The 25776-nt window shown below is 36.0% G+C and carries 22 protein-coding genes; 11 read left to right on the plus strand and 11 right to left on the minus strand.

Annotation, left to right across the window (positions count from 1 at the left end; all coding sequences use genetic code 11):
- The first annotated feature begins 93 nt into the window (after nt 1-93).
- The 6 genes from dnaK (at nt 94) to C1631_RS10855 (ending at nt 12394) form a co-directional block, all read left to right on the plus strand.
- The gene (gene dnaK, locus C1631_RS10830) at nt 94-1989 is read left to right on the plus strand and encodes a molecular chaperone DnaK (protein ID WP_103248472.1); all 1896 of its coding nucleotides are present in this window, start codon (nt 94-96) and stop codon (nt 1987-1989) included.
- Between the two features lie 169 nt (nt 1990-2158).
- Nucleotides 2159-5272, plus strand: a complete 3114-nt coding sequence (locus tag C1631_RS10835) for a M60 family metallopeptidase (protein WP_109712085.1) — start codon at nt 2159-2161, stop codon at nt 5270-5272.
- A 306-nt stretch (nt 5273-5578) separates the two neighbouring features.
- Nucleotides 5579-8296 carry a TonB-dependent receptor plug domain-containing protein gene (locus C1631_RS10840; RefSeq protein WP_228441160.1) on the plus strand — a complete coding sequence of 906 codons (2718 nt, stop codon included), beginning with the start codon at nt 5579-5581 and terminating at the stop codon, nt 8294-8296.
- A 21-nt stretch (nt 8297-8317) separates the two neighbouring features.
- Nucleotides 8318-9667, plus strand: a complete 1350-nt coding sequence (locus tag C1631_RS10845; protein WP_109712087.1) for a DUF4876 domain-containing protein — start codon at nt 8318-8320, stop codon at nt 9665-9667.
- Nucleotides 9657-11249, plus strand: coding sequence for a DUF6850 family outer membrane beta-barrel protein (locus tag C1631_RS10850; RefSeq protein WP_109712089.1), 1593 nt, complete (start codon nt 9657-9659; stop codon nt 11247-11249). Before C1631_RS10845 ends, C1631_RS10850 begins: the two co-directional genes overlap by 11 nt.
- Nucleotides 11250-11254: 5 nt before the next feature.
- A complete protein-coding gene (locus tag C1631_RS10855) occupies nt 11255-12394 on the plus strand; it encodes a cytochrome-c peroxidase (protein WP_103249678.1) in 1140 nt (379 codons plus the stop codon).
- A gap of 109 nt (nt 12395-12503) precedes the next feature.
- On the opposite strand, the gene C1631_RS23855 is transcribed toward C1631_RS10855, so the two are convergent.
- Entirely contained in the window at nt 12504-12701 is a 198-nt protein-coding gene (locus tag C1631_RS23855) for a hypothetical protein (protein ID WP_123966656.1), read from the minus strand.
- Nucleotides 12702-12710: 9 nt separating this feature from the next.
- The gene (locus tag C1631_RS10860) at nt 12711-13484 is read right to left on the minus strand and encodes a hypothetical protein (RefSeq protein WP_103249677.1); all 774 of its coding nucleotides are present in this window, start codon (nt 13482-13484) and stop codon (nt 12711-12713) included.
- A 528-nt stretch (nt 13485-14012) separates the two neighbouring features.
- On the opposite strand from C1631_RS10860, the gene C1631_RS10865 reads away from it, so the two are divergent.
- A complete protein-coding gene (locus tag C1631_RS10865) occupies nt 14013-15116 on the plus strand; it encodes a heparan-alpha-glucosaminide N-acetyltransferase domain-containing protein (protein WP_103248521.1) in 1104 nt (367 codons plus the stop codon).
- Nucleotides 15117-15204: 88 nt separating this feature from the next.
- On the opposite strand, the gene C1631_RS10870 is transcribed toward C1631_RS10865, so the two are convergent.
- The 3 genes from C1631_RS10870 to C1631_RS10880 all read right to left on the minus strand — a co-directional run bounded on the left by C1631_RS10870 (nt 15205) and on the right by C1631_RS10880 (nt 16986).
- Entirely contained in the window at nt 15205-15558 is a 354-nt protein-coding gene (locus tag C1631_RS10870; RefSeq protein WP_103248520.1) for a cupin domain-containing protein, read from the minus strand.
- 11 nt (nt 15559-15569) lie between these two features.
- Nucleotides 15570-15998 (minus strand): DoxX family membrane protein, encoded by a 429-nt coding sequence (locus tag C1631_RS10875; protein WP_103248519.1) that lies wholly within the window; start codon nt 15996-15998, stop codon nt 15570-15572.
- Between the two features lie 196 nt (nt 15999-16194).
- Complete coding sequence (locus tag C1631_RS10880; RefSeq protein ID WP_109712367.1) at nt 16195-16986, minus strand: helix-turn-helix domain-containing protein; 792 nt, start codon at nt 16984-16986, stop codon at nt 16195-16197.
- 108 nt (nt 16987-17094) lie between these two features.
- Here C1631_RS10880 and C1631_RS10885 point away from each other — a divergent pair, with 108 nt between their 5' ends.
- Nucleotides 17095-17613: a thioredoxin family protein gene (locus C1631_RS10885; RefSeq protein ID WP_103248518.1), complete on the plus strand. Its 519-nt coding sequence runs from the start codon at nt 17095-17097 to the stop codon at nt 17611-17613.
- 63 nt (nt 17614-17676) lie between these two features.
- On the opposite strand, the gene C1631_RS10890 is transcribed toward C1631_RS10885, so the two are convergent.
- The 4 genes from C1631_RS10890 to C1631_RS24030 all read right to left on the minus strand — a co-directional run bounded on the left by C1631_RS10890 (nt 17677) and on the right by C1631_RS24030 (nt 19646).
- Nucleotides 17677-18246: a hypothetical protein gene (locus C1631_RS10890; protein WP_103248517.1), complete on the minus strand. Its 570-nt coding sequence runs from the start codon at nt 18244-18246 to the stop codon at nt 17677-17679.
- Nucleotides 18247-18452: 206 nt separating this feature from the next.
- A complete protein-coding gene (locus tag C1631_RS10895) occupies nt 18453-18848 on the minus strand; it encodes a DUF7674 family protein (protein ID WP_103248522.1) in 396 nt (131 codons plus the stop codon).
- Between the two features lie 265 nt (nt 18849-19113).
- A complete protein-coding gene (locus C1631_RS10900; protein ID WP_103248516.1) occupies nt 19114-19470 on the minus strand; it encodes a DUF7674 family protein in 357 nt (118 codons plus the stop codon).
- An 11-nt stretch (nt 19471-19481) separates the two neighbouring features.
- On the minus strand, nt 19482-19646 hold the full coding sequence (locus C1631_RS24030; protein WP_165828275.1) for a hypothetical protein: 165 nt from the start codon (nt 19644-19646) through the stop codon (nt 19482-19484).
- A gap of 468 nt (nt 19647-20114) precedes the next feature.
- Here C1631_RS24030 and C1631_RS10905 point away from each other — a divergent pair, with 468 nt between their 5' ends.
- The 3 genes from C1631_RS10905 to C1631_RS10915 all read left to right on the plus strand — a co-directional run bounded on the left by C1631_RS10905 (nt 20115) and on the right by C1631_RS10915 (nt 22993).
- On the plus strand, nt 20115-21128 hold the full coding sequence (locus tag C1631_RS10905; RefSeq protein WP_109712091.1) for a nucleoid-associated protein: 1014 nt from the start codon (nt 20115-20117) through the stop codon (nt 21126-21128).
- A gap of 58 nt (nt 21129-21186) precedes the next feature.
- Nucleotides 21187-22149, plus strand: coding sequence for a hypothetical protein (locus C1631_RS10910; protein ID WP_103247648.1), 963 nt, complete (start codon nt 21187-21189; stop codon nt 22147-22149).
- Nucleotides 22150-22219: 70 nt separating this feature from the next.
- Nucleotides 22220-22993, plus strand: coding sequence for a cyclase family protein (locus C1631_RS10915; RefSeq protein ID WP_109712093.1), 774 nt, complete (start codon nt 22220-22222; stop codon nt 22991-22993).
- 101 nt (nt 22994-23094) lie between these two features.
- Here C1631_RS10915 and C1631_RS10920 read toward each other — a convergent pair whose 3' ends face one another.
- Both C1631_RS10920 and C1631_RS10925 read right to left on the minus strand, forming a co-directional pair.
- Nucleotides 23095-23844, minus strand: a complete 750-nt coding sequence (locus C1631_RS10920) for a succinate dehydrogenase/fumarate reductase iron-sulfur subunit (RefSeq protein WP_103247646.1) — start codon at nt 23842-23844, stop codon at nt 23095-23097.
- A 12-nt stretch (nt 23845-23856) separates the two neighbouring features.
- Nucleotides 23857-25773 (minus strand): fumarate reductase/succinate dehydrogenase flavoprotein subunit, encoded by a 1917-nt coding sequence (locus C1631_RS10925; RefSeq protein ID WP_109712095.1) that lies wholly within the window; start codon nt 25771-25773, stop codon nt 23857-23859.
- Between the last annotated feature and the right edge of the window lie 3 nt (nt 25774-25776).

Raw genomic sequence — 25776 nt, forward strand, 5'->3', positions numbered from 1 at the left:
TGTGTCATTTTGTCACAAATCTTTGAATGGTATAGATATTGAGAAATTGAGAGTGTAAATTAAATTAGAAATTAGAAAAAAATATAAAATATTATGAGTAAAATAATTGGAATTGACTTAGGAACAACCAACTCTTGTGTTGCTGTAATGGAGGGTAAAGACCCTGTTGTTATCCCGAATGCAGAAGGTAAAAGAACAACTCCTTCAATTGTAGCTTTCACAGAAGATGGTGAAAGAAAAGTAGGTGATCCTGCAAAAAGACAGGCTGTAACGAATCCAACAAAGACTGTTTACTCTATCAAAAGATTTATTGGAACACACTTTAAAGATGATGCTTCTGAAATCACAAGAGTACCTTATAAAGTGGTTGCCGGACCAAACGATACCGTAAAAGTAAAAATTGACGATAGAGAATATACTCCACAGGAAATTTCTGCAATGACACTTCAGAAAATGAAGAAAACTGCTGAAGATTATCTTGGACAAGAGGTAACAAGAGCGGTAATCACTGTTCCTGCTTACTTCAATGATGCACAAAGACAAGCGACTAAAGAAGCTGGTGAGATTGCAGGTCTTAAAGTAGAAAGAATTATCAACGAACCTACAGCTGCAGCGCTAGCTTACGGTTTAGATAAAAATCATAAAGATCAGAAAATCGCAGTATACGACCTTGGAGGTGGTACTTTCGATATCTCCATCCTTGATTTAGGAGACGGTGTATTTGAAGTATTGTCTACAAACGGTGATACTCACTTAGGAGGTGATGACTTTGATGATGTGATCATCAACTGGATGGCTGACGAATTCAAAGCTGAAGAAGGTGTAGATTTAAAATCAGATGCAATCGCTCTTCAAAGATTGAAAGAAGCTGCTGAGAAAGCAAAAATTGAATTATCTTCTTCTCCACAGACTGAGATCAACTTACCTTATATCACGGCTACAGCTACAGGTCCTAAACACTTAGTGAAGACTTTAACTAAAGCTAAATTCGAGCAATTATCTGCTGATCTTGTAAGAAGATCTATGGAGCCGGTTGCTAAAGCATTAAAAGATGCAGGTTTATCAACTTCTGATATTGATGAGGTAATCCTTGTAGGTGGTTCTACAAGAATCCCTATCATTCAGGAAGAAGTTGAGAAATTCTTCGGTAAAAAACCATCTAAAGGAGTTAACCCGGATGAGGTTGTAGCTATTGGTGCTGCTATTCAGGGAGGAGTATTAACAGGAGATGTAAAAGACGTATTACTTCTTGACGTTACACCGCTTTCTTTAGGTATCGAAACAATGGGTTCTGTATTCACAAAATTAATTGAAGCGAATACGACTATCCCGACTAAAAAATCTGAAGTATTCTCTACAGCTTCTGACAACCAACCGGCTGTAAGCATCAGAGTAGGACAAGGAGAAAGATCAATGTTCAACGATAATAAAGAGATTGGTAGATTCGATCTTGCAGATATTCCACCAGCGCCAAGAGGAGTTCCTCAAATCGAAGTAACTTTCGATATTGACGCTAACGGTATCTTAAGTGTATCTGCTAAAGATAAAGGAACTGGTAAAGAGCAGACTATCAAAATCCAGGCTTCTTCAGGCCTTTCTGACGAAGAAATCGAAAGAATGAAGAAAGAAGCTCAGGAAAATTCTGCAGCGGATGCTAAGAAAAAAGAAGAAGTTGAGATTTTCAACAAAGCAGATGGGTTAATCTTCCAGACTGAAAAGCAGTTGAAAGAATTCGGTGAAAAACTTTCTGCTGATAAAAAAGCAGCAATAGAAGCAGCTCACGGAGAATTGAAAACAGCTTTCGAAGCTAAAAATGCTGATGATGTAAAAGCTAAAACTGAAGCATTAGATGCAGCATGGATGGCAGCTTCTGAAGAATTGTACGCAGCGGGTCAACAGCCAGGTGCTGATGCAGGAGCTCAAAACCCTGGAGGTAATGCCGGAGCAGCGGATGATGTACAGGATGCAGATTTCGAAGAAGTAAAATAATAATAGATTTTTTTAAATAAATTGAATCCTCAGGTTTATACTTGAGGATTTTTTGTGTTAAATTTTGTAGTTTTTTTCTTTTTTTGATAATTTCCCACCTCTCATATATTTTAAAAAGATAATTTTGTATTTTAATTCACTAATCATTGATTTTTAATTACAGTATATTATGAAAAAAAATTATCTTACTTTTTTATTGTTTTTATGGGTGCAAATACTCTTTGCACAATATAAGATGCCTGTGGCATTTGTGAGTTCGTTACAACCAGCGCAATCTGGTGAGGAAGCCAATAGAACTATTGATAATAATATCAATACCCTTTACCATTCAAGATATAATTTGAGTACGGCGATGCCTGACCAGTTAAGCTTTTATTTCTCAAATCGGGTAAAAAGTGTTAACAGGTTGGTGTATAAACCAAGACCTACCGGACTCAACGGAATCTGGACAAGTGTGAAAATTTCTTATTCCACACAGGCAAACCCTTCGGTTTTCACTGATATTGCAGGAGTGATTACCTGGGCGGCTGATAATACCGCCAAAACAATTGATTTACCAACATCTATTATCAAACCAGCCGTAATAAAAGTAGATGTTTTAAGTGCTCAAAATAATTTTTCGAGTTGTGCAGAAATGGAGTTCTATTCTTCTGAACAGGTAGATCCCGTAACAGCAGAGTGTACTCTTCCTGTAAGTGAGTTTTCATCTTATAATGATATTCAGGTTCTGCCACAAGTTGCAGGGTCTTCTGCTTCCAGTTTTCAACCGGGAGAAAATATTGAGAAATCTTTCGACGGTGATACAAATACTTTGTACCACAGTAATTGGAGTGCAACAGCTGCTACTTTCCCGATTTCTTTAGTTTATAGATTTGACGGACAGACTGCTATTAATTACTTAAGATATACGTCAAGACAGGATGGTCCAAACGGACTTTTCGGAAATGTGAAGATAAGTTATAATACCATTTCAAATCCAAATTATATTGATATTTCAACGTATAACTTCGGACAGATCAATACGATAAAAACAGTAGTTTTCCCCTCAGTAATTACTCCTTTAAATATTAAAATTGAAGTTCTTGACGGTAAAAATAATTTTGCGAGTTGTGCTGAAATGGAATTTTTCCAGACAAATCCAAATAGTTTAAATTTTTCAGCATATTCCAATATTTTTGATGATCCTGTTTTCAGTACATTGAAACCCAATGTTACCCAGCAGGATATCAATGCGATTGCTTCTCCATTTATTAAAGGTTTAGCTCAATGTCTATTTAATAATACTTATCATAAAAAATACCGGGTTCAGACTGTTTCAGCATATAAAACACTCAATACCATTAATGTACAATATAAAGTAGGAAACTATAATCATTATGAAAACCCTACCGGAATTGCTTTTCAGCCAAATACGACTGTTATTGTTTTTGCTAAAGACATTACAACAGCCAATGGAGTGTATTTAAAAATAAGAGACTTTGCTACAGAAGGTTCTTCTCCTGAAAAATCTTATGAATTGAAAAATGGAATCAATATTCTGAACATTAGCAACGCCGGACTGGGATATATTTCTTATTATACAGATGATGTAAGTGCAGCTCCAGTTTCTGTAAATATAACAGGAGGAATAGTAAATGGAATCTATAAAAAAGGAACATCATCTTCTGAATGGACGGAAATACTTACCAATGATGTATATCCCAAAATTGATATTGAAGGCTATTACACAAAGCTGGTAATTGATAAATTTGCGGTAAGTGGCTTTCATTTTTCAAATCCTCAGCCTTTGATTGATAAATATGATGCTATCACAAAGTCAGAAAGAGAGATGATGGGTTTCTTTACATTTAATAAAAATATAAAGAACAGACAGTTAGTATATACAGAATCTACCGGAGGTTGGTTTGCAGGAGGTATGGGTGCTCATTTAGATCTTACCTGGGGACTTTCAAATTCAGCTTCAGCAAGCGGGATGGATATCTGGGGAGTGGGGCACGAATTAGGTCACGTCAATCAGATAAGACCGGGGTTAAAATGGATCGGAACTACAGAAATTACTAATAATCTGTATTCATTATGGGCGTATTATAATTTGTATTCCCCTGCAGGAAGCAACAGATTTACAAGGCTTGAAGGAGAAGTAGCAGATAAAAGTGCTTTTCCTAAAGTGGCAGGAAACAGATTTGGAGAAATTATTATCCAGACACAGATTAATGGAAAAAATATTATGGATCAGTTCAGAACAGATTATGTGAATTCGCGTGATGGAAATTTCAGAAGTTTGATTCCTTTCTGGCAATTAGAATTGTATTATCAATTGGCAGGCGCTTCCAAAGGAGCCCCAAGACTTGATTTTGATACAGATATGTCTGATGAAAGTACACAAAATCCACCTGCTCCGGTGACAGGAGTAGATTACGCACACTGGTTTGCAATCGTTGCTGAAAAAGTAAGAAATACTGATGAGTCGCAACTTACGCAAGGACAATTGGTCATGAACTTTGTAAAAAATACATGTGATGCAGTGCAGGAAAATCTTATTGATTTCTTTACGAATACAGGTTTTTTGATACCTATTGACGGAATCATTTCAGATTACTCAACGGCTCAGCTTACCATCACACAAAGCATGATTGATGATGTGAAATCATATATTTTATCTAAAGGATATGCAAAGCCTGTATCACCAGTGATTAATTATCTTTCTGCAAACAGTTTAAATGCATTTAAAAACCTTCTTCCTGTTGCAGGAGTGACAGGAGTTGGAGCTCAGATTACAACGAATGCTCAGGGACAATTTTTATTAGTAGACAATACGAAGTGGGTGAACACAGTAGCATTTGAAACTTATGATGCCAACAACCAAATGATCAGTGTTTCCATTGTTGGAACAGGTGATACAACATTGGCAAAAACATATGTGGATTTTCCTTCCAATGCTCAGAAAGTATATGCAGTAGGGTATAACGGTCAAAAAATATTGGTATATCCGGCCGAGAATCTGGCAGTAAATGAGGTTGATGATAGAAATAATAATTTTGCCATCTCTCCGAATCCTTTAAAAAATGGAGAAAAGATGATTATTACTATTAAAAATCCAAAAGGAAATCTGATAGCAGCATTGTATGATATAACAGGGAAATTGATTATTTCCGTAAAAGGATCTTTAAACGAAATAAATAATAAGATCAATGCGCAGGCACAAAAGCTGAAAACAGGTATTTATATTATTTCAATCAATGATGGAACACATCAATATCAATCTAAAATTATTAAGGAATAATCATTTCTGAATACAAATAAAGAATTCCCTGAGCGCTAGCGAAGGGAATTTTTTTTACCGGAACTTAAAATAGTTTAAAACCAGGTGAGGAATTCCTTCCTAAATTAATAAAACGTTTTTTTTGAAATCCAAGAATACAATTACAACCTATGGGGTTGGTAATTTCCATTATCAAATTTATTCTTTATTTGGGGAATTGTATGTTTACTTTCATTTATTTTAAGAAATAATAACTAAAATAATTTTAAAAATCTTTTTTTTATTTAGAATAATTATAATTAATTTTGCGATCTAAATATTCTAAGGGTGAAAGTATCGTTACTGGCAGGTGTTGTTTTTCTAACAGCAGGCGGATTCATGTCTGCACAAACTATGGAATTTTTCCACAATGGAAAGCTTAGGAGGGCTGAGCTCCTCCAGGATGGAATTAAGGATTGTAAATTGATGGAAGTAAAAGGCAATATTACCTCTCTTACAGGAAAATGTCAGATTACTTTTTATAATACCAATGATAGAAAAGAAACTATCGTTATAAATGATGGTGAAAAGCTTGAATTGAAATTTATTCCTCTTGAAGAATTTCCACATAAAAGATCAGAGATAAGAATTGAAGGGGTGCAGCTTACGGCAAGAAAGAAGCAATTCTCTGAAATTGCAATTCAGCAGGAAGCCCTTCAAAATCTGCAATCTTTTTCTATCGGGGATGTATTGCAGCAATTACCCGGTCAATACGTACAACAATTTGACAATACCCGGTTTAAAAATATTGTTTTCAGAACGGCGAGCGGATCTTCTGTTACCAGTTCCGGAAATATTCCCGGTGGAGATGATTTTGGAAACAGGGCATTTGGAGTACAATTAATGGTGAATGATATCGCTTTATCCAATAACGAAAATATGCAGAGCTATGATTCTGCCAACAGCAGTCCGTTTGGAATCAATTTCAGTACTTCAACCCGTGGAGGAAATTTAACTCCGGGACAACCCAATTATGGAGTTGACTTAAGAGAAATTCCAACAGAAAGCATCGAAAGTATAGAAGTTGTACAAGGTGTTCCTGATGCCAAATACGGAGATTTAACCTCTGGCCTTATTAAAGTGACTACAACCGCAAGACCTTCTCCCTTACGATTGGATGCTTCTCTCAGGGAAGGAACGTATCAGGTGGGACTTACCAAGGGGTTCAAAATCAATCAGAATAATGCTTTAAATGCTTCTGTAGACTATATGAATTCACTTTCTGATCCCAGAACCAATCTGGTAGGTTATGACAGAACGAATGTTAATCTTCTTTGGTCAAGTGGTAAAAATGGATTCCGGAATAAACTTTCTGCTTCATTTTCTACCAACAGCAGTAAGGGAAAGAAAGACCCCGATGATATCAATGGAATGGTTATCAATATTGATAATAAAAGTTTCTCATTAGGAAATAACATCACTTATAATTTTGGTCAGAAGAATAGAAAACTTTTTTTCAGATCAATCAGTGCAGATATCGGGATCAGCTATGCCACACAACTTACAGAACGCAGATATTGGTTGAATCAGGGAGCACGACCTTATGGAAATGCTACAGGGAATGATGTTTATTATGCTCCGTATACACCACCCAGTTATGAAAACCAGGCTTTTGCTGATGGAAAACCTCTGAATATTTATTCCAATCTTAGTATCACGGGAGGTAAAGTGACCTCTTCTAAATGGGCACATATGTATAGCATGGGGATTAACTTCCGGTATGGAGATAATCTTGGAAAGGGAAGATATGGGACAGCAGGACAGTTTACAACAATAAATACCGCCGGACAGGGATCCAACGGAATGAGAGATTTTAATTACCGTGATAATGTATTTTCAAGTAAACAATATGCATTTTATATTCAGGATAATATTACGAAGAGTTTTGCTAATAAGCATGTTTTCAGAGCTAATTTAGGTCTTCGTTATGATCTTCAGAATTCTTATTCCACATTTTCACCCAGGGTAAATACCTCTTATCAGATGGGAAAATTTTCAGTAAGAGGGGGAATAGGATTAACCTCCAAAGCACCTTCACTTAATCAGCTATATACATCACCGAGATATTTTGATTTTCTGTTAGGAGATTACCGCTTACCTGGATATTATTCCGCAGCCATCATGCAAACCGTAGTTACGCCGGGAGATAATTCTGATCTGAAACCTTCACGAAGCTGGAAAACGGAAATTGGAGTTGATTACAGATTCCCTTTTGCAACCTTTAATCTTACCGCTTATTATAATAGATTATTTGATGGTTTTACAACGATGAGTGTTCCTAAAATAATGGATAAAGCAAAGGTGGAGGTCAATATTTCAGGAACACAGATTCCTGCTTTTGAAATTGTAGGAACCGATAAGTTTAACTATCTCCAGAACAGGATCGTCAATGGCTTTGAATCTACTGATAAAGGATTAGAATTAATGGCAAGCTTTAAGAAAATAGAAGCTCTTAATCTTGTCATTGGTTTCAATGCCAGTTATGTAGAAACTTCCGGTAAAAAGGATGAAGGTCTTTACAAATTCAAAGCACCGGAAATTATGGACAAGGACTTCCAGTATGGAATTTATAATGATTCCAGAAATAAAAGCTCCATGGCAAGAGCGAGCTTTAGCTTTGACTATCATCTTGCAAATGCAGGATTGATTATCGGCCTCAGAACGGATCATTTTCTTTCAGACAGAATGTTGACAGGAGCTAATGATATTTACCCGATAGGATATCTTAAACATGATGGAGAATTGCAAATGATTCCTGAAAATGACAGAACAAACCCGAAATATCAAAGTTTATTTTTAAAACCCGATGCTGAAAAACTTTCAGGACTGTATAATAAAACTCTGCATAATGTTCATTTGAGGGTAACAAAGGATTTCTTAAGTGGTTTCAGGCTTTCTGTATATGTGAGTAATGTTTTCAACTTAAAAGCATATGATGAAAGAGGCGCTGTATATGGCAACTTTACTTCTACTTCGTTTGGAGCTAATATTTCATACAAATTTTAATACAAGAATAAAAATAAAACAATGAAACGAATAATACTATTGTTGATCATCCCCATTCTCAGCTTTACAGGATGTAACAGAGATGATGATTTTGGCAAAAACAATGAAATTAAACCTGTACCATTTACCGTTAACATTAAATATGATGCTTCGAAGTACCCTCAGGTGGCGGATAAAGGAGTAGCCAATGTTGCGATTACACTTGAAAATAAAGCGACAGGAGATAAAATTACCGGAAAAACAGATGCCAATGGAGATCTTAAACTGACCGCCGTACTTCCCGGAAGCTATAATGTACAGGCAGAGCTACAATTGAAGAAAAGTGAATATGAACAGGAAATTGGTGAAACAACAAGCTATGAAACTGTACATTTCGGAGGTCTGCAGGAAAAAGTAACAGTTAATGCCAATATCTCTTCTACTCTGGTAAGGATTTCCAGTGGAAATCTTGGTGATCTTGTCATCAAACAATATTATTATGCGGGTTCAGACAAGAATGTTGGTGCTAATATCAGAGATCAGTTTATTGAAGTTCATAACAATTCAGATCAGACTATTTATGCGGATGGTTTACATCTGGTATTTCTTGAAGGTAATGTGAATAACAATGTTACTAATTTTACCCTGCCTGGCGGACAATATGACTGGAGTTTGACAGCCGGTGGCGGAACTACGGCCAATACAGATTTTGTATATTCCAATATACTGATTAAAATCCCGGGTAATGGCAGTCAATATCCTATTCTGCCGGGCAAAAGTATTGTCATAGCTCAAACGGCAGTTAATCACAAAGCTCCTTATGATGATATCAATGGAAAATCTATTGCCATACAGGATCCAAGCAAAACAATTGATTTGAGCCAGGCTGATTTTGAGACCTATATGGGAACCTATAATACCAGTATTGGTAAAAAGCCTTTTGCATGGGATATTCAGAATATTATGGTTCCTGATATGCTGGTTTCATACTGGAGTATTGCATCCAATGATTTGGTGCTTAACGTTACTTCTATGTTGGGGGTTGGGATTCTGCGAGCTACAGATGCCGAAGTGGCAAGCTGGAAAAAAGTAGCGGCTCCTAAAGATCCGAACGGAACATTATTTTTACAAATTCCTAAGAAATATATTATTGATGGTATTGACATTACAGATAAGGAACAGAAAGTACCTAAAGACTTTCCTTCTGATATTGATGCGTCAAGAACTTTCATCGTTAATAAAGACGGGTTGGCAGAAGCTACCTTTACGGGGCTTTCTGTAATTCGTAAAACGAAGGAAGTTATCAATGGCCGTGTTGTATTGCAGGATACCAATAATTCTGCCAATGATTTTGTAACGATTAAAGCGAACCCTAGAGGATATGCAAATTAAAAAAAAGAAAACAGTAAAAATTTTCCAATATGGTTTGTTGGGACTAGCTGTAGTAAGCAGCCAGTTCTTCCATGCTCAGGCGACTCATTTAGACAGTATTACCATCAGTTCAGTAGAGAAGAATATCAGGCTAAATGATCCCTATATTTCTTTTTTTCAACCTTTGGATTTTTCTCAGACAAGTTTTCAGTATTCCAATACAAAACAGAACTTTAAAAGGGTTCAGACTCCGGTAGAAACCGGAAGTTTTACCTTTCAATCTCAGGGTGTTTATAAGCTTAGTGATAAAATAGCTCTTTCAGGGAAACTTCAGGCTGACAAGACAACCGAAGAAGAAGTTCCTTATATTCTGAATGATGAAAGAACCACCAACTCTTCATTCATTTACAATCCTTCCTATTACTGGGCACCCCGTTCAGGAAGATGGCAGAAACAGAGTTACTTTATCAATGGGCAGATGGCTTATAATCCTATAAAACCTGTTATCATTCAGATCGGAGGAGAAGGGAAATATGCTAAATCCTACCGGCAAAATGCTGATCCAAGGCCAAAAGTAGACAATTACCAGTACAGAGCTTTTGCCAAACTGGGATTAAAATGGAGGCAGCATTCAGTGTTCGGTAAGCTGAGCTATATAAACAATTATAAGAATAATGATATATTGTTTGTGAGTGTCGGGGGAAATGTTCCAGCCAATGACAGCATTTATATCCGGTATAATGAAGGATATGGTAACCAGTACATAGGAAATACTCAATTCAGAACTTCCGAGTATAAAGTGGGAGGATATATCTGGGGTGGAGAATATGCATTCAATAATACGAATACTCATTTTTCCGCGGGATATGATTATAAAAATGTTATTGAACGTTTTTATAAGGTTTTTGAATACCAGGATGCTAAATTTACCTGGCACAGAGACTATATAAAATATTCCGGATTGAAAACGGACCTGCATAGTTTCTACCTGAATTTTTTAGGAAACTATAATGGGAAAAAATGGGCTTCTTTAGTGACGTATCGGGATCAGCTGGATACCAATTACAACTATCCTTTGGAATACAGAACCTATCGCCTGGCACAACAAAACCTTACCTGGCAAAACAGTGTCGTTTGGTTTAATCATAAAAATGAGGCATTTAAAGTTCTTTTGGATGCAGATTATGGAAAAAATCATGTAAAAGATTTATCAGTAGTCATGGATCGAAAGCTTTCTTATTTTAATTATCGTCTCGGGGCTGAAAAAGAATTTGCACTGATGCCTTCTCATAAATTGTCTGTAGGGATTACACAAAGTCTTTATCTTCCGTTGGAAAAAGAATTCGATTATCAGCCTTATCAAAGCTCAAAAGAGAATATCTTTGTAACGAAGATTGCCCAGCCTGATTTTGCTTACGATGCTACCCCTAAAATAGGATTGAATTTTAATGCAAGTTATATTTTTGACAAAAATAAAATAAGGTATGAGTTATTTGGTACTTTTACCCAGGTTTGGTTAATGAACAGTAGGTATAAAAATGCAGCAGATTATAATGGAAAAGCCAATCAGATAGCCTCTGTAGGGTTGAATGTTTATTACTAAAAAAAATGAAAGACAGATATCTCGCTTTTTTAGCGATTATTGGAGCAGTATGTTTATTGAGTTATACTTCTGGTGATCCCACGGGATATACCATAGAAGAGTTGCGTACATTGTACAGCAGTGGAGATCAGTCCAAATGGCCGGCACCCCATTTATTTGCGGAAGCAAAAGAAGGGTTTCAGGATATCGGACCTTTATCAAAAATGATTTTTCCTGATGATAATCCGTATTCCGAAGATAAAATGGAATTGGGGAAAATGCTTTTCTTTGATCCGAGGCTTTCAAAAAGTGGACAAATCTCGTGTGCCAATTGTCATAATCCTGAAATCGGATGGTCAGACGGAAGCAGGGTTTCTTTCGGACATGATCGTCAGACGGGAGTCAGGAATGCTCCTACTTTGGTGAATATAGGGTATGCTAAAACATTCTTTTGGGACGGGCGTGCCGCAACATTGGAAGAGCAGGTAAAAGGACCTATTGAAAATCCGGTGGAAATGAATTTCCACATGGCTCTGGCCACTAAAAATATTAAAAAAATTAAAGGATATAAACCATTTTTTGAGAAAGCTTTTGGGAATGGAGATGTTACGGAAGAGAAAATAACCAAAGCTATAGCAACATTTGAGCGCTCTTTGATCAGCCCCCCATCAAAATTTGATAAATTTGTTTCCGGAAAAAAAGATGCTTTAAATGATGCGGAGCTAAATGGCCTCCATTTATTCCGTACGAAAGCAAATTGTATCAATTGTCATAATACTCCTTATTTTTCAGATCAGAAATTTCACAATCTGGGACTTACTTATTACGGAAGAAAATATGAGGATCCTGGCAGGTATGTGGTGACCCAAAAAAATGAAGATGTAGGGAAATTTAAAACACCTACACTCAGAGAAGTTTCAGAGAATAAACCTTATATGCATAATGGGCTTTTTCCTGAGCTGGCCAATATTGTCATGATGTACAATGCCGGAATGGGTAGAGAAACGCCGAAAGGAGATCAGGTAAATGATCCTAAGTTTCCTCATAAATCAGATATGATTGAGAAGCTTAATTTAACGGATGACGAAGTCTTCGATCTTGTAGCCTTTCTAAAGAGTTTGAATAGTTACAAATATAAGATGCGTCCGCCAGAATTAGCCAGATAATCAGGACAAGTATAAAATCCCCAAGTGATCCTGGGGATTTTTGTTTCTATACATGTGCAGCTATTAGAAGTGAAATTGGATCTATTCCTTACTTCAACACTATATTGTATTATAGTTTTGTAGCAGGAGATTCAAGTATTTTAACACTTGTATTGGCGATTGCGGTAGCAGTTCCAATTTCATCTATGGGTCTGGAAGGATCTCTTCTTAAAATTTGGGTAATGTCCCCTTGCATTACATTATACTTCCAATCATATGCACATAGAAGAGTCGGACCTTTTATACTTATCGGAGCCTTGTAATTCACTTTTGAACCTTAAATCTTTGTAAGGACTGTGATCATTTTTTTGCTATTAGCGGGTACTCTTGTTTTATAAGTACTGGTCAGGGTTTTTTCCTGAGTGTCATCTTTTCCATAGCCACCTTCTCCTGCAACAGTTATTTCTGTATTTACTTTTGCATCAAGAATGAGAGGGATGCTTATGTCAAAAGTAGCACCTACTTTAGTAGAAGCTGAAGCTTTTACATACCAGCTTGTCTTATATCCCGATTTGTACGAATATGTTACAGTAACTTCACTGTCTTCATTACTGGAATTTACAACTTCAGTTGTATATGATTCATCAGGTATTGTTATTTCTGTAGGAGTAGTGTCAACTTGTGGGATCCCCAGCATAACAACGGTATTGGCTTTATACCATTGTTTTTCTTTTTTAGGAGTGGTGTTTATGGCTACTGTTGGAGTGAAAACAACACCATAAAGATCCATATCACCAATAGGGCCGGTCGATAATTTGAGGGCTTTTGCCAGTTCCTTTCCATCATCGCTGCTGTCAGAATCCCATCCCAGTTGAAATAAATGTTCTGCCGTAAAAGGAACTTTAGTTTCTAGTTGTCCCGTATATTTTGTGAACTTTGGTTTGTTAAGATTCTCTTTAAGCCCTGGAGTTAAGTCAATTTCTTTCACAACCATCCATCCTTTTGCCAATAATTCTTTTTCTGAGATATTCTTGGAACTGATGGGTTTTTCCTTTTCTAAAATATCATTATTGTCTGTTCTTGCACAGGAAATAACAGATAATGCAATCATTCCTGTATATAGGAATCTGAAATAGTTTTTTTTTATAATTGTTGATTTTTTTTGCTGAATTATAAATTATTAATTTATTCGTTATAGTTGTTTATTGTTTACAAATATATATTAAAATTGTGATTATAATGAGAAATAAATTGAATTGTAGTGAAATAATTACCATGTGTTAATTTTATTTTGCATTCTGTTTTAAAATAAATCTGTTTGTGTGCAATTGCAAGATTAAATTATTGCTTTTGCTTCTTTTTAGGTAAAAATTTAAAAATGACTTGTGACAAGAAAAGTTTGATTCAATGATGACGAAGACAAGAAATGTAAGGTTAAAGAGTATTTCATGTATTTGCTTCTCATTTTTCTATTTTGGAATATTATGATTAAAGCAATAATTAACAGGAATTCAAGAAAGTTTATCATGAAATGTTGTTATGTGTTTTATATTTGTATATTTGTTTTTGTTTAGAATAAATAAAAACAAGTGTAAAATAATACGTATAATTTCAGTTTTTCCTAATCATAATTAAAACCATGGAACAATACAATAAAAGAATCCTAACTTTGGATTTAATAAAAGGTATGAGTGTTATAGGTATGATCATCATTCATACCGTGCTTATCTATGCGAATGTAAAATCTCAATCTGAAACAGCCATAGGGAGCTTTATCGTTTTCCTTGGACGGGGAACCTCTATTTTTTTGATCTGCATGGGGATCACCTTTATGACCTCTAGCCATCAAAGCCTCGGCAGTGCATTAAAACGAGGTGGTACGCTTGTATTTGCAGGGCTTTTCATGAATTTCATGAAATTTATGATTCCTGTAATTTTTGGTTTTGCTCCGGATAATTTTATTCAAAAATACGGATGGCATGCTCCCATCGAACAACAATATGTCTATCTCGTACAATTGGGGGATATTTTGCAGCTTGCCGGAATGTCTTTACTTTTTGTAGGATTTATCAGGGAATATATCAAAAATAAGTATATTATTCTTGCTGTTGGCTTGCTGGTAGCATTGGTGGCAAGAGAAGTAAATGGGATTCATTCAGATGTTCCGGTTATTAATTATATCCTTGATCTTCTTTTTAATACTGATTATCCGGCTTATGTTTATTTTCCTGTTTTTCCGTGGATGTCTTTTATTATTATTGGAATGTTTTTCGGAAAATGGTTTCAGGAGCTTAATTACAATAGCAAACAGCTATTTAAAAATATGCTGTATGTAGGATTATTATTCGTTGCAGTCGGGGCGCCACTTGTTTTTGTGTATGGTGAGTACAACTACAATGGCTTTTACCATATGGGACCTGGAGGCGTTATTTATTTTGCAGGGTGGACATTGATTTTCTTATGGATTATTTTTAGCATGACCTCAAATGGTAAAGAAAACAGATTCATGAGATTGTTACAATATTGCAGCAAAAACCTGACTTCAATGTATATGATTCAATGGATTTTGATATCATGGGGTAAGGGGATATTCGGATACAGGCAACATGGAATAGGATATGTCATGATACTTATTGTACTTTATATTTTCCTTACTTTCTCCGTTCAGTTAATTATTGATATTATACGAAAGAAAAAAACGTTTATCACTTTGAGAAGAACACCAGTGGAAAATCGTATATGAATGATATAAAATATGACATTCTTGTAGAAAGTCACCGTAAATCAAATTGTACGGTGACTTTTTATTTTTATCAAATGAGATGATGCTCTCAAAGAATTTCCACTTCTTCCGGAATCATAAAAAAAATGATACATCCATTCTCAGATTTCACGGAATGCCTGAAGCCAGGTGGAGTATACAAATAATCTCCTTTTTCCAGTCTTGCGCCTGCTATGAAAGCATCACCTTCCATGATAAAAAGCTCTTCACCGGCGGGGTGATTGTGATATGGATAGCTTGCTCCGGGTTCAAACTTCAGAAGAATAGTGGTAGATCTGTTTTTTTCAGGATCAAATTTTAATGATTGTACAAAAATACCTTCGTAATGAATTCCTTTTTCAATTAAAGGTTGCCATTCTTTTTGTTCTGTTTTTACGATATAATCGTGGATGTTGGTGTTCATAATGATGATTTTTAATGGTTGTTTTGATGTAATATTTGTTCAATAGTCCACTGATGCCGGGGGAAAGTGCTCAGTAAAAATGCTCCGGCGCTGAAAACAAAAACCGAATAATCCAGTGGTTCTTTACAGCCGAAAGAAACAGCCATTGCAATGGCAAAAAATAAAGTAAGAACAGAAGCGAGAAGTGCAATGAGTCTCACTTTGTATCCTAAAAGAAGCAAAATGCCCAAAGACAGTTCTGCCAATGTGGAGAAGATAGCGAGTACAGGAGCAAATGAAGAAGGTAAGAATGAATTGGTTTCAGCGGTGTACTGTACAAATTTTTGCCACCCGGATGAATGGGCTCCCCAAAGGCCTGATCTGCTGGCTACAGCGGATAAAAATCCGGCTGCCAAAGCTATTCTTACTAAGAAAACGGCGATGTCTTGTTTTGTTTTCATACCTATAATTTTGTTTTCAATGACAGGGACAAAGTTCAGTGAAAAGCAGGGTCTGAAGAATAGACAATTCCGGAAAAAGCATAGAAGATTTATAACAAATTGAAAATTGAAAGTTGAAAATTGAGAATTGAAAATGAATTTCAATGAATTAATCGGGAAGTAAATGGATCAGTAATGTATCCTTCTATACTGAAATCTAAATTTTTCTTACCGTTTTTTGATAGTCTTTCGGAGAAACGGAAGTATGTTTTTTGAAAAAGTTGGAAAAGTAAAAAGGATCGTTGAAACCCAATTGGTAAGCAATTTCTTTTACACTTAATTTTTCATAAAGTAGAAGCCGTTTGGCTTCGGAAATGATGAGGCTGTAAATCACATTTTGTGCCGTCTTTTGAGTATGAAGTTTTGATACCTCATTCAATTTAGCTTCGGTAGTTCCTAACAGATCTGCGAATCTTGAAACCGGATAATTATCGGAAAAATGCTGCCTTACGCTTTCCAGAAACTTTAAAAATAGGGCATCCGGTTTCCATATTTCATCACCGTTTGCAATTTTACTGCGGTTGATTTCTACCAATAACAACTCAACCATAGAATGGGTGGAAATTAAATATTGATAAGGTTTTTCATGGACTTCTTTTTCAATACGGTTAAGTATTTCTGAAAAAAAAGAGGCATTCCTGAGAGTGATCTTTTCGTTCATTCCAAAATGGCAGAAAAGTCCGTTGTGAAAAATAAGTTCAATATCACTGTCACTTTTGCTGAAAAAATCAAGAGTAAATTCAAGCACGGTCAGTTCGCCGTTTACAGAGATCAATTGATGGTATTGTCCTGAGGTGACGGTAATCGTTTGATGGGTTTTCAACACAAAATGATGTTCGTCAATCAGAATTTCTGCCGTTCCGCTTTGACACCAGAATAGGGTGTATTTAATCACTCTTCTTGGTTCAGGATGTCCTTCCTGGTTTGAATATTTCTTTATTTCAATCATTTTTCTGCTCGTGAAAAATTTAACAATTAAATGAATTGATGAGTTTTTATCTTTTACTAAATTAAAGAAAATGTCTACATTCGTGTAGAATAAAAAAATAAAATTCAAATGAAATATTCTAAAATCATTGTGGTAGCCACTTTATTGTTTTTCCAATTGGGCATGGCTCAGGAAAAAGCTGATGTAGTCATCAATAAGGCATTAACGGAAGCTAAAGCAGGTAAGAAAAATGTTTTGCTGATGTTTCATGCTTCGTGGTGCAAATGGTGTAAAATGATGGAAAAGAATATGAATCTTCCTGAAACCCAACCTATTTTTGCGAAAAGCTTTGTCACTGCTTATATAGATGTTCAGGAAAGAGGAGAGAAGAAAGCGCTTGAAAATCCCGGAGGACAGGAGTTGATGAATAAATTTCATGGGGAAAATGCCGGGCTTCCTTTCTGGTTGATTTTAAATCCAAAAGGAGAAGTATTGGCTGATTCTTTTAATGCTAAAGGAGAAAACCTTGGGTCACCGGCAACTCAGGAAGAGGTATCTGCCTTTCTGGCAAAGCTTGAAAAGACGTCAAAGCTCAATAAAAAAGAGCTTCAGGTTATTGAAAAAGTATTTGTTAAGAAAGCTCAGTAAAAATAAAATTCCCGGATCAGGTCCGGGAATTTCGGTTAATTATATCAAAAATTACGGTGATCTTTAATTGATCACAATATATTTGTACTTATCGCTTGGAGTGATCGTGTATTCTACATCTTCCGTTCTGGTCGTCACAAACTCATATGGATGCTGCCCTCTCGGCTTGCAGACTCCATGCCGGTCGGATAAGGGTTGATTAGGAAGGGTCATATTGGTATTGAGCCCCGCATTTTGAAGTACAATTGGCTCTGTGGTAGTGATATAAGTAAAATGATCTCCATTGCTGCTTACCCCATTTGTTGTTGTTTCGTTGATCACAAAACGAATGCTAGGATGGGTAATGGTATTGGTCTTGCTTTTCCTGGAGTAGAAATACAGTTTAATATCTGCATTTTTTATTTGACCACTGGTGACTATATTTTCTTTCACCAGTTTTACATAAACCGGTGGATTTTTAATATCAAATTTAAATGAAGTTTTTACCGGAGAATTGTCATTTAAATAAGAATGCGTACAGAAAATCGGAACTCCCGGCTGGCTTTTTGAAAATGTTCCTTTTGAAACATGATTTACGAAAGCTTCATATCCTTTGAAAGACTGTGCTGCGGTAACCCCACTACCTCCAATCATATAAAGATTAAAATCAGCCCCGTTCAGGAAGTTTTTTTCAGATCAAGATCTATATTTTTCCAGGTTGGTTCTTTATAAAATTCCCGATAGGTATTCAGGTAAGATTCGTCAGGACTTGTTTTCTGACTCCGCTGATCCTTTATATCGGGTAAAAAACAAAAAGACGAAGTTGCAAAGTTGCAGTTTCGTCTTTTTGACTTTACTTATTATTTTCCAAAGTATATTTGATCCTGTTTCTGCTGCTCATTATAAATAATCTGGAAGCTTACAGGCATATACTGATAAAGGAGTTTCCAATGCTGAATCTTAGCATGCTTTTTAAAGCTCTCGAACGATCTTACAAAAATATTTTCAATCATTGTTCTTACATAAGAATTTCCATTCGTATAAAGTGCATCCATTAATTTAATGTGATGTGCGATAATGTTGATTTTTGCTTCTTGTAACAGACCTTTCAGATAATTAACGGTAGCCTGCATGATTCCTGCAAAGTTATCCTGAACAGATAACTGTGTGATTTCATTGCGAAGTCTGGGATAGAAAAATTTTAAGTATTCAACAGCTATTTTTTGATTAATAGTTTGCATTTTTACTTTCATCATAATTAAGAATTTTTCAAACACTTTTTAATGCAGCGAAATGTATACCAAAATTTATAGGCAGGCAGCAAAAATAAATACAGCAACAATCACTGCAACGTGAGTGAGTAATATCTCTGAATTGTGTCTGTTTGTCGTGTTTTTCCAAGTTTTCCAATCTGAAATTCTTCTGATTTTGTTTTTCATAATCTATTGATTGTGAGTTATTTTAATTTTTGTTTAATTTAAACACTTTGTAATGAAAGTGATTAAAAATGTAATAAAAGCTTTATATACCGTGACTGTAAATTTGTCTTGAATAAACTTTCTGAAGATTAGAAGAAATGTGACTAAAAATCACTTTTCTGTATTCTTCACTACAAAAGGCAGTACTATTGTCCAAAGAATAGATGAAAGTTGTTTCAATAGCATTTTTTAATACAGTGTCTCCATCCGTGTAAATTTTGTCCATTTTCTGTAAACTTCTGAATAGTAAATTTCTGTCATTCTGGCGGATCATATTTTTAATACGTTCCGTAAATGTCCGGATGATACTGTAAGAATTTTGAATTTTAATTTCTTTTACTTCACTTTCAAAATCAGGAACGACATCATTGATTTCCTGTACGGCTTGTAAATAATTCATAGTATAATATTTTAATTATGGTTGAGTTCCAAAACTTTCATCAATGCACCAAAGATGAAAACCACCAAAAAGGCAAAAAATAACAGGTGATAAGGCTTCAGCCATGATGGCGTCTTTGGCCCTCTGCTTTTTAATCTTCTTAGTTTGTCTATTCTGTTTAATGTTTTTAAGTCCATTTTCTATGTTTTCAAATCATGATGCCAATCGTATTCCGCTGCAAATGAAATGGATTTAATGTATTGATTTTTAGATTTTTGTGTTTTTGATGTTATGTTTTTAAAACGAAAAACCTTGTCAAAATGATAAGGTTTTTATCAAAGTGGGAAAGTAGGTACAGTATAAAATTATCTCCTTTCTGTCTATGAATGTTATTTTGACGAAGTCAAAAATCACAAAAGCTTTCAGACATTTAATTTATTCTTAAATGTTTTAAAATATACTATGTTTAGATTCCTCCGGAATGATAAAAGGAAGTTCATTTCACAAAATAGTATGATACTTATGCACTTTTATTTTGTGAATTAAAGGGTTTGAAAATAAAACTTTTGTGTCTTTTATAGTTAAAAATTCTATACAATCAACATTATTTTTAAGTTTCGCATAAAGAATAGAATGAATATCTTTGCAGTCCAAATATTCAGAAGATGTTTTCAAAAATAATAGTACACAGAGTCGGAAATAAGATCAATGGAGATTCCTTAACGCTTTCCCAGGAGGAGTTGAAGCTGGAAGAAGGAATGGCAGAATTGCTTGAAGATTACTTTTTAGGGTCATTCAAATCAGAAGAAACTTTTCATTTTTACAGCGACACGTATCTGGTGAATAATCCTGTTTACAATGCGGTTTCTGAAATTTTTGATGATAAGTCCAAATTTATATGGGAATCTGAAAATATTGCAAAACATCTTTTTGAAGCGGCAGAAAATCCCAGAGTTCAGAGTGGAGAATTGTTTATTGTCCTTTTTGAGGATGAAAGTGATCGCCCTGACAGAGTAGATAAGATAGGTATTTTTAAAACGGAAAAAAGAGAGTCTTTCCTTAAAATTAATCCTTCAGAGGAAACATTTGACATTGAAAAAGATCAGGGAATCGGTTTATCTAAAATTGATAAAGCAGCTTTAATCTATAATAATGATAAGGATACCGGTTATGTACTTTCTGTGGTTGACAACAACAAAAACGGAGATATGTACTACTGGTTTGAAGATTTCCTAAAGGTAAAACAACGTGATGATGAGTATTTTCATACACAGGAAGCTTTAATGGTGTATAAAGATTATATCACGAAGCAATTGCCACAGGAGTTTGAGGTATCTAAAGCAGATCAGGCTGATTTCCTTAATAAATCGATCAACTTCTTCAAGGAAAAAGAAGAATTTAAGTTGGATGATTTTGCTCATGAAGTTTTAGGTGATGAGCATGTCATTGAAAGTTTTGTTAACTTCAAAACAGATTATGAGCAGGATATGCAGGTCAATATTGCTGAAGAATTTCCAATCAGTGAAGCAGCAGTGAAAAAGACTCAGAGACATTTTAAGAGCATTATTAAATTAGATAAAAACTTCCACATCTATATCCACGGTGACAGACAGAAAATTGAAACCGGAGAAGATGATAAAGGAAAATATTACAGACTTTATTTCGAAAAAGAAGTATAACAAAGAATCCTTTCCACAATAATGTCATAACTTTATCACGCACTGCAAAATAAGAGTTATGAAATTTATGATCATTTTTTGGGGAGCTTTCCTTTTCTTTTTCTGTGTTCCGTTTCCGATTTTCATTTATCTGATGACGGAAGAGGGCACAGCAGAACCGAGAAATTCATTAGCTGTCAGCTATGGATACCTCGGTTTTTCTTTGTTAATATGGGGATATATCATTGTTTTCTTTGTGAACAATCTTTTTGTTAAAACCTTTAAACAGAGAAACACCATGTATTCCATTCTCAGAAATGGAATTCCAAGAGAGGCAACTATTACTGGTTTTAAGCTCATAAAATATGTTCCCGAATCCAATATGAATGTTATTCAGATTGTGCTTTCATTTCCTAACCTCAGGAATGCCATGATTGAGCATGAAATGATGTTTCACGATACAAAACCCCAGGAAAAAAGATTTGATCCCGGGAATAAAGTGAAAGTATTACTCAATCCCAATATCTCACAAGAACCCTACTTTATATTGAGTGATCAGAAAGTAGCCTTTAATACATCCGGACTCATTTTGAGAAGTATATTTGTAGTCTTGCTACTTGCATATATCATGGGGTTATATTATTATTTTTATATAAGGGAATCTAATAATTTTGGCTGGCAGTTTCTTACATTTATGCATCCTATTATTTTTAGTGGAGTGATGACCCTTATTTATGTACTGGTTTTCCAGTTGATTGTCGGGAAGTTTTTTAAGAATAACAAAGAAGAACGTATTCTGTTTGCAGGAAGAAATGCCGAGGCAAATATTCTCAGTGTAAGCCAAACCGGCCTTACGGTTAACGATCAACCTGAACTGATGTTTCAGGTAAGTTTCAAAGATTTTAGAGGAAATGTACACATTGCTGTTTATAAAAAAATTGTAAGCCTTTTGAATCTATCTTCTGTTCCCAAAACAGGAGCTATAGAGATTATGTATGATGAGAATGATCCTAAGAAAATTATGATCCCGAAGATGTTTTAGGTTCCGGGAAAGTGAAATGTGTTGAAGCTTATTCACTATCTTTGTTTCCTTCCTCTAACTTTATTACTATATGAAAACAACAATCATCGATTTATCAAAACCGATTCAGTATAATGCAGGAGATCCATGGTTTATGAGAGTAAAAATCAAGCATAAGCCCCATAAGAAATCACATTGGTTAATTCGATTAGCTGTAAAACTACCTTCAAAGCTCTTTCCTAAAAACTGGACGGGCTGGGCGGATGATACCATTAAAAATATGGGACTTCATGCTACCACTCATATTGATGCTCCCTGGCATTACGGTCCGGTCGTTGAGGGGAAGCCAGCCAAGACCATCGATCAGATTCCTCTGGAATGGTGCTACGGAGATGGTATTGTCATTGATTGCAGTCACAAAGAAGATTTTGTAGCCATTACTGTTGACGATCTTAAAAAAGACCTTGATAAAAATGGGATTACCATTCAGACAGGAACTATTATTCTCATAAGAACTGACCGTGATCAGTTGATGGGAACTTCGGATTTTGTGGAAAAAGGAACCGGAATGAGTCGTGAAGCTACAGAATGGCTGATCGATCAGGGCGTAAAGGTCATGGGAATTGATCAATGGGGATGGGATCTTCCTTTAAAATATATGGCTAAAAAAGCAAAAGAACTCAATGACCCTGAATATTTTTGGGAAGCTCATCGTGTGGGAATAGAAAAAGAATATTTACACATTGAACAGCTTACGAATCTTCGTTCATTACCTCCTTCAGGATTTAAAGTGTGTGTATTTCCCCTGAAAATTGTGGGTGGATCTGCAGCACCGGCAAGAGTTGTGGCGATAATGAATGAATAGAAGAACGGAAAAGTTATAAAATGTAAAAAGGCAAATTTGCAGATACGCGAATTTGCCTTTAGACACTATTATTCTTTGTTTTCTCAGTTTTGTTGACCTAATTATTTCTTCCTTAAAAATAAAGCCCTGTTATATTCAAAATTCATTCTGGCGATATTGAGCACAGAAATTCCTTGCGGACATTCTACTTCGCAGGCCTCCGTATTAGAACAGTGCCCGAATAATTCGGTATCCATTTGGGCAACCATATCCAGTACCCGTTTGCTTCTTTCTTCTTTTCCCTGGGGAAGAAGTACCATATGAGTGATTTTAGCTGAGGTAAATAAAGCAGCACTTCCATTTTTACAAGTTGCAACACACGCTCCACATCCGATGCACGCTGCCGAATCAAAAGCTTCCTCGGCAGTTTGATGATTAACCGGAATTGCTGTAGCATCAGGTGCCTGGCCTGTATTTATAGATACAAATCCTCCTGAAGAAATAATTCTGTCAAAAGCAGAACGATCTACCTTTAAATCTTTTTTTACCGGAAAAGCTTCAGCACGGAAGGGTTCTATCAAAATCGTTTCTCCATCCTTAAAGGTTCTTAAGTGAAGCTGGCAAGTCGTTGTATGTTGTAAAGGGCCATGGGCAATACCATTAATCATCATGCCGCATTGTCCACAAATTCCTTCACGACAATCGTGATCAAATTCAACCGGTTCATCGCCTTTGGTAATCAGCTTTTCATTTAAGGTATCTAACATTTCCAGAAAAGACATGTGGGAATTTAACCCTTTAAGGTCATAACTGACTAGTTTTCCCTCACTTTTTCTATCTTCCTGTCTCCATATCTTAAGGTGTAAATCCATAATTTTTGTTTTTTATTTGTAACTTCTTACTGTTGGCTGTATTTCTTCAAAGGTTAAAGGCTCCCTGATCAGTTCAGGGTCGCCATTTTCCCCCGTCCATGCCCATGCGGAGATAAACTGATACTCTGCATCATTTCTCAGGGCTTCACCATCCGGTGTTTGAAATTCTTCGCGAAAGTGAGCACCACAGGATTCATTACGCGTTAAAGCATCATAGCACATCAGTTCTCCGATTTCAAAATAATCAGCAACCCGGCCGGCCTTTTCAAGTTCGGAATTCATGCTGTCTCCCTGTCCGGAAACCCTTACCTCTCTGTAGAACTCTTCTTTTAACTTTCTGATCTCCTGGATGGCATATTTCAATCCTGTCTCATTTCTTGCGAGTCCGCAGTAATCATAGAGTAGTTTGCCTAATGTTTTATGGAAATGATCTACTGTTTTTGTTCCTTTGATATTGATTAATTCCTGAATCTGATTTTTAACGGCATGTTCAGCCTCTTCAAATTCCGGGGCATCCGGTGAAATTTTAGCTGTGTGAATTTCATCTGCCAGATAATTCGCGATCGTATAGGGAGCAATAAAGTACCCGTCAACAGATGCCTGAAGAAGAGAATTAGCCCCTAATCTATTAGCACCGTGATCTGCAAAATTGGCTTCTCCCAATGCAAACAATCCCGGAACGGTAGTCATGAGTTCATAATCAACCCAAAGTCCTCCCATTGAAAAATGTGCAGAAGGAGAGATCATCATCGGCTCTTTATACGCATCATATCCTGTAATTTTAAGATACATGTCGAATAAATTTCCATATTTCTCTTTGATCTTTTCTTTGCCTTGCTCCTTAATGGCTTTTGAAAAGTCAAGATATACTGCATTTTTTAAAGGTCCGACCCCGAAACCAGCATCAATTCTTTCTTTGGCAGCACGGGAAGAAATATCTCTTGGTGCCAGATTTCCAAAAGCAGGATATCTTCTTTCAAGGTAATAATCTCTTTCACTTTCAGGAATGTCGTTCGGGAGTCTGTTGTCCTCATTTTTCAGGGGGACCCAAATTCTTCCGTCATTACGCAATGATTCGGACATTAATGTTAATTTGGACTGATAATCTCCGGATTGAGGAAGGGAAGTGGGGTGTACCTGAATCCAGCTGGGTGAAGCCATTAATGCTCCTTTCTTATGTGCTCTCCAGATTGCGGAACCATTACATCCCATGGCTAAGGTAGAAAGGTAATAGATTTTACCATAACCTCCTGTCGCCAGAATGACAGCATGTGCGGCATGTCTTTCAATTTCTCCGGTGTCCAGATTCCTTACAATAATTCCTCTGGCTTTGCCGTCAATAACAACCAGATCCAACATTTCATGTCTTGAAAAAAGCTGTACAGAACCTTTTCCAACCTGTCTCATTAATGCCTGATAAGCTCCCAAAAGCAATTGCTGACCGGTTTGTCCTCTTGCGTAAAATGTCCGGCTCACCTGAACACCCCCGAATGAACGGTTGTTGAGGTAACCTCCGTATTCACGTCCGAAAGGAACTCCTTGCGCTACCGACTGGTCGATAAGGTTTAAAGAACATTCGGCCATACGATACACATTAGCTTCTCGAGCTCTGAAATCTCCACCTTTTAGCGTATCTACAAACATTCTGTAGACACTGTCACCATCATTTTTATAATTTTTAGCGGCGTTTACTCCACCTTGCGCGGCTACGGAATGGGCTCTTCTGGGGCTGTCCTGAAAACAAAAGGATTTGACATTGTATCCCATTTCACCCAATGAAGCGGCAATTGAGCTTCCCGCCAGACCTGTTCCTACGACAATGACATCCAGTTTTTTACGATTCGCAGGGTTAACCAGTTTCGCTTTCTTTTTATAATTGTCCCATTTTTGTTCCAATGGGCCTTGTGGTATTTTTGAGTCTAAAATCATGAT

Source organism: Chryseobacterium phosphatilyticum, from assembly GCF_002899825.2.
Taxonomy (GTDB): Bacteria; Bacteroidota; Bacteroidia; order Flavobacteriales; family Weeksellaceae; genus Chryseobacterium; species Chryseobacterium phosphatilyticum.

What these genes read in the sequence shown, in the direction of transcription:
- dnaK (WP_103248472.1), top strand. Translation starts at nt 94, where the DNA reads ATGAGTAAAATAATTGGAATTGACTTAGGAACAACCAACTCTTGTGTT.
- C1631_RS10835 (WP_109712085.1), top strand. Translation starts at nt 2,159, where the DNA reads ATGAAAAAAAATTATCTTACTTTTTTATTGTTTTTATGGGTGCAAATA.
- C1631_RS10845 (WP_109712087.1), top strand. Translation starts at nt 8,318, where the DNA reads ATGAAACGAATAATACTATTGTTGATCATCCCCATTCTCAGCTTTACA.
- C1631_RS10850 (WP_109712089.1), top strand. Translation starts at nt 9,657, where the DNA reads ATGCAAATTAAAAAAAAGAAAACAGTAAAAATTTTCCAATATGGTTTG.
- C1631_RS10855 (WP_103249678.1), top strand. Translation starts at nt 11,255, where the DNA reads ATGAAAGACAGATATCTCGCTTTTTTAGCGATTATTGGAGCAGTATGT.
- C1631_RS10860 (WP_103249677.1), bottom strand. Translation starts at nt 13,484, where the DNA reads ATGATTGCATTATCTGTTATTTCCTGTGCAAGAACAGACAATAATGAT.
- C1631_RS10865 (WP_103248521.1), top strand. Translation starts at nt 14,013, where the DNA reads ATGGAACAATACAATAAAAGAATCCTAACTTTGGATTTAATAAAAGGT.
- C1631_RS10870 (WP_103248520.1), bottom strand. Translation starts at nt 15,558, where the DNA reads ATGAACACCAACATCCACGATTATATCGTAAAAACAGAACAAAAAGAA.
- C1631_RS10875 (WP_103248519.1), bottom strand. Translation starts at nt 15,998, where the DNA reads ATGAAAACAAAACAAGACATCGCCGTTTTCTTAGTAAGAATAGCTTTG.
- C1631_RS10880 (WP_109712367.1), bottom strand. Translation starts at nt 16,986, where the DNA reads ATGATTGAAATAAAGAAATATTCAAACCAGGAAGGACATCCTGAACCA.
- C1631_RS10885 (WP_103248518.1), top strand. Translation starts at nt 17,095, where the DNA reads ATGAAATATTCTAAAATCATTGTGGTAGCCACTTTATTGTTTTTCCAA.
- C1631_RS10890 (WP_103248517.1), bottom strand. Translation starts at nt 18,246, where the DNA reads ATGATTGGAGGTAGTGGGGTTACCGCAGCACAGTCTTTCAAAGGATAT.
- C1631_RS10895 (WP_103248522.1), bottom strand. Translation starts at nt 18,848, where the DNA reads ATGATGAAAGTAAAAATGCAAACTATTAATCAAAAAATAGCTGTTGAA.
- C1631_RS10900 (WP_103248516.1), bottom strand. Translation starts at nt 19,470, where the DNA reads ATGAATTATTTACAAGCCGTACAGGAAATCAATGATGTCGTTCCTGAT.
- C1631_RS24030 (WP_165828275.1), bottom strand. Translation starts at nt 19,646, where the DNA reads ATGGACTTAAAAACATTAAACAGAATAGACAAACTAAGAAGATTAAAA.
- C1631_RS10905 (WP_109712091.1), top strand. Translation starts at nt 20,115, where the DNA reads ATGTTTTCAAAAATAATAGTACACAGAGTCGGAAATAAGATCAATGGA.
- C1631_RS10910 (WP_103247648.1), top strand. Translation starts at nt 21,187, where the DNA reads ATGAAATTTATGATCATTTTTTGGGGAGCTTTCCTTTTCTTTTTCTGT.
- C1631_RS10915 (WP_109712093.1), top strand. Translation starts at nt 22,220, where the DNA reads ATGAAAACAACAATCATCGATTTATCAAAACCGATTCAGTATAATGCA.
- C1631_RS10920 (WP_103247646.1), bottom strand. Translation starts at nt 23,844, where the DNA reads ATGGATTTACACCTTAAGATATGGAGACAGGAAGATAGAAAAAGTGAG.
- C1631_RS10925 (WP_109712095.1), bottom strand. Translation starts at nt 25,773, where the DNA reads ATGATTTTAGACTCAAAAATACCACAAGGCCCATTGGAACAAAAATGG.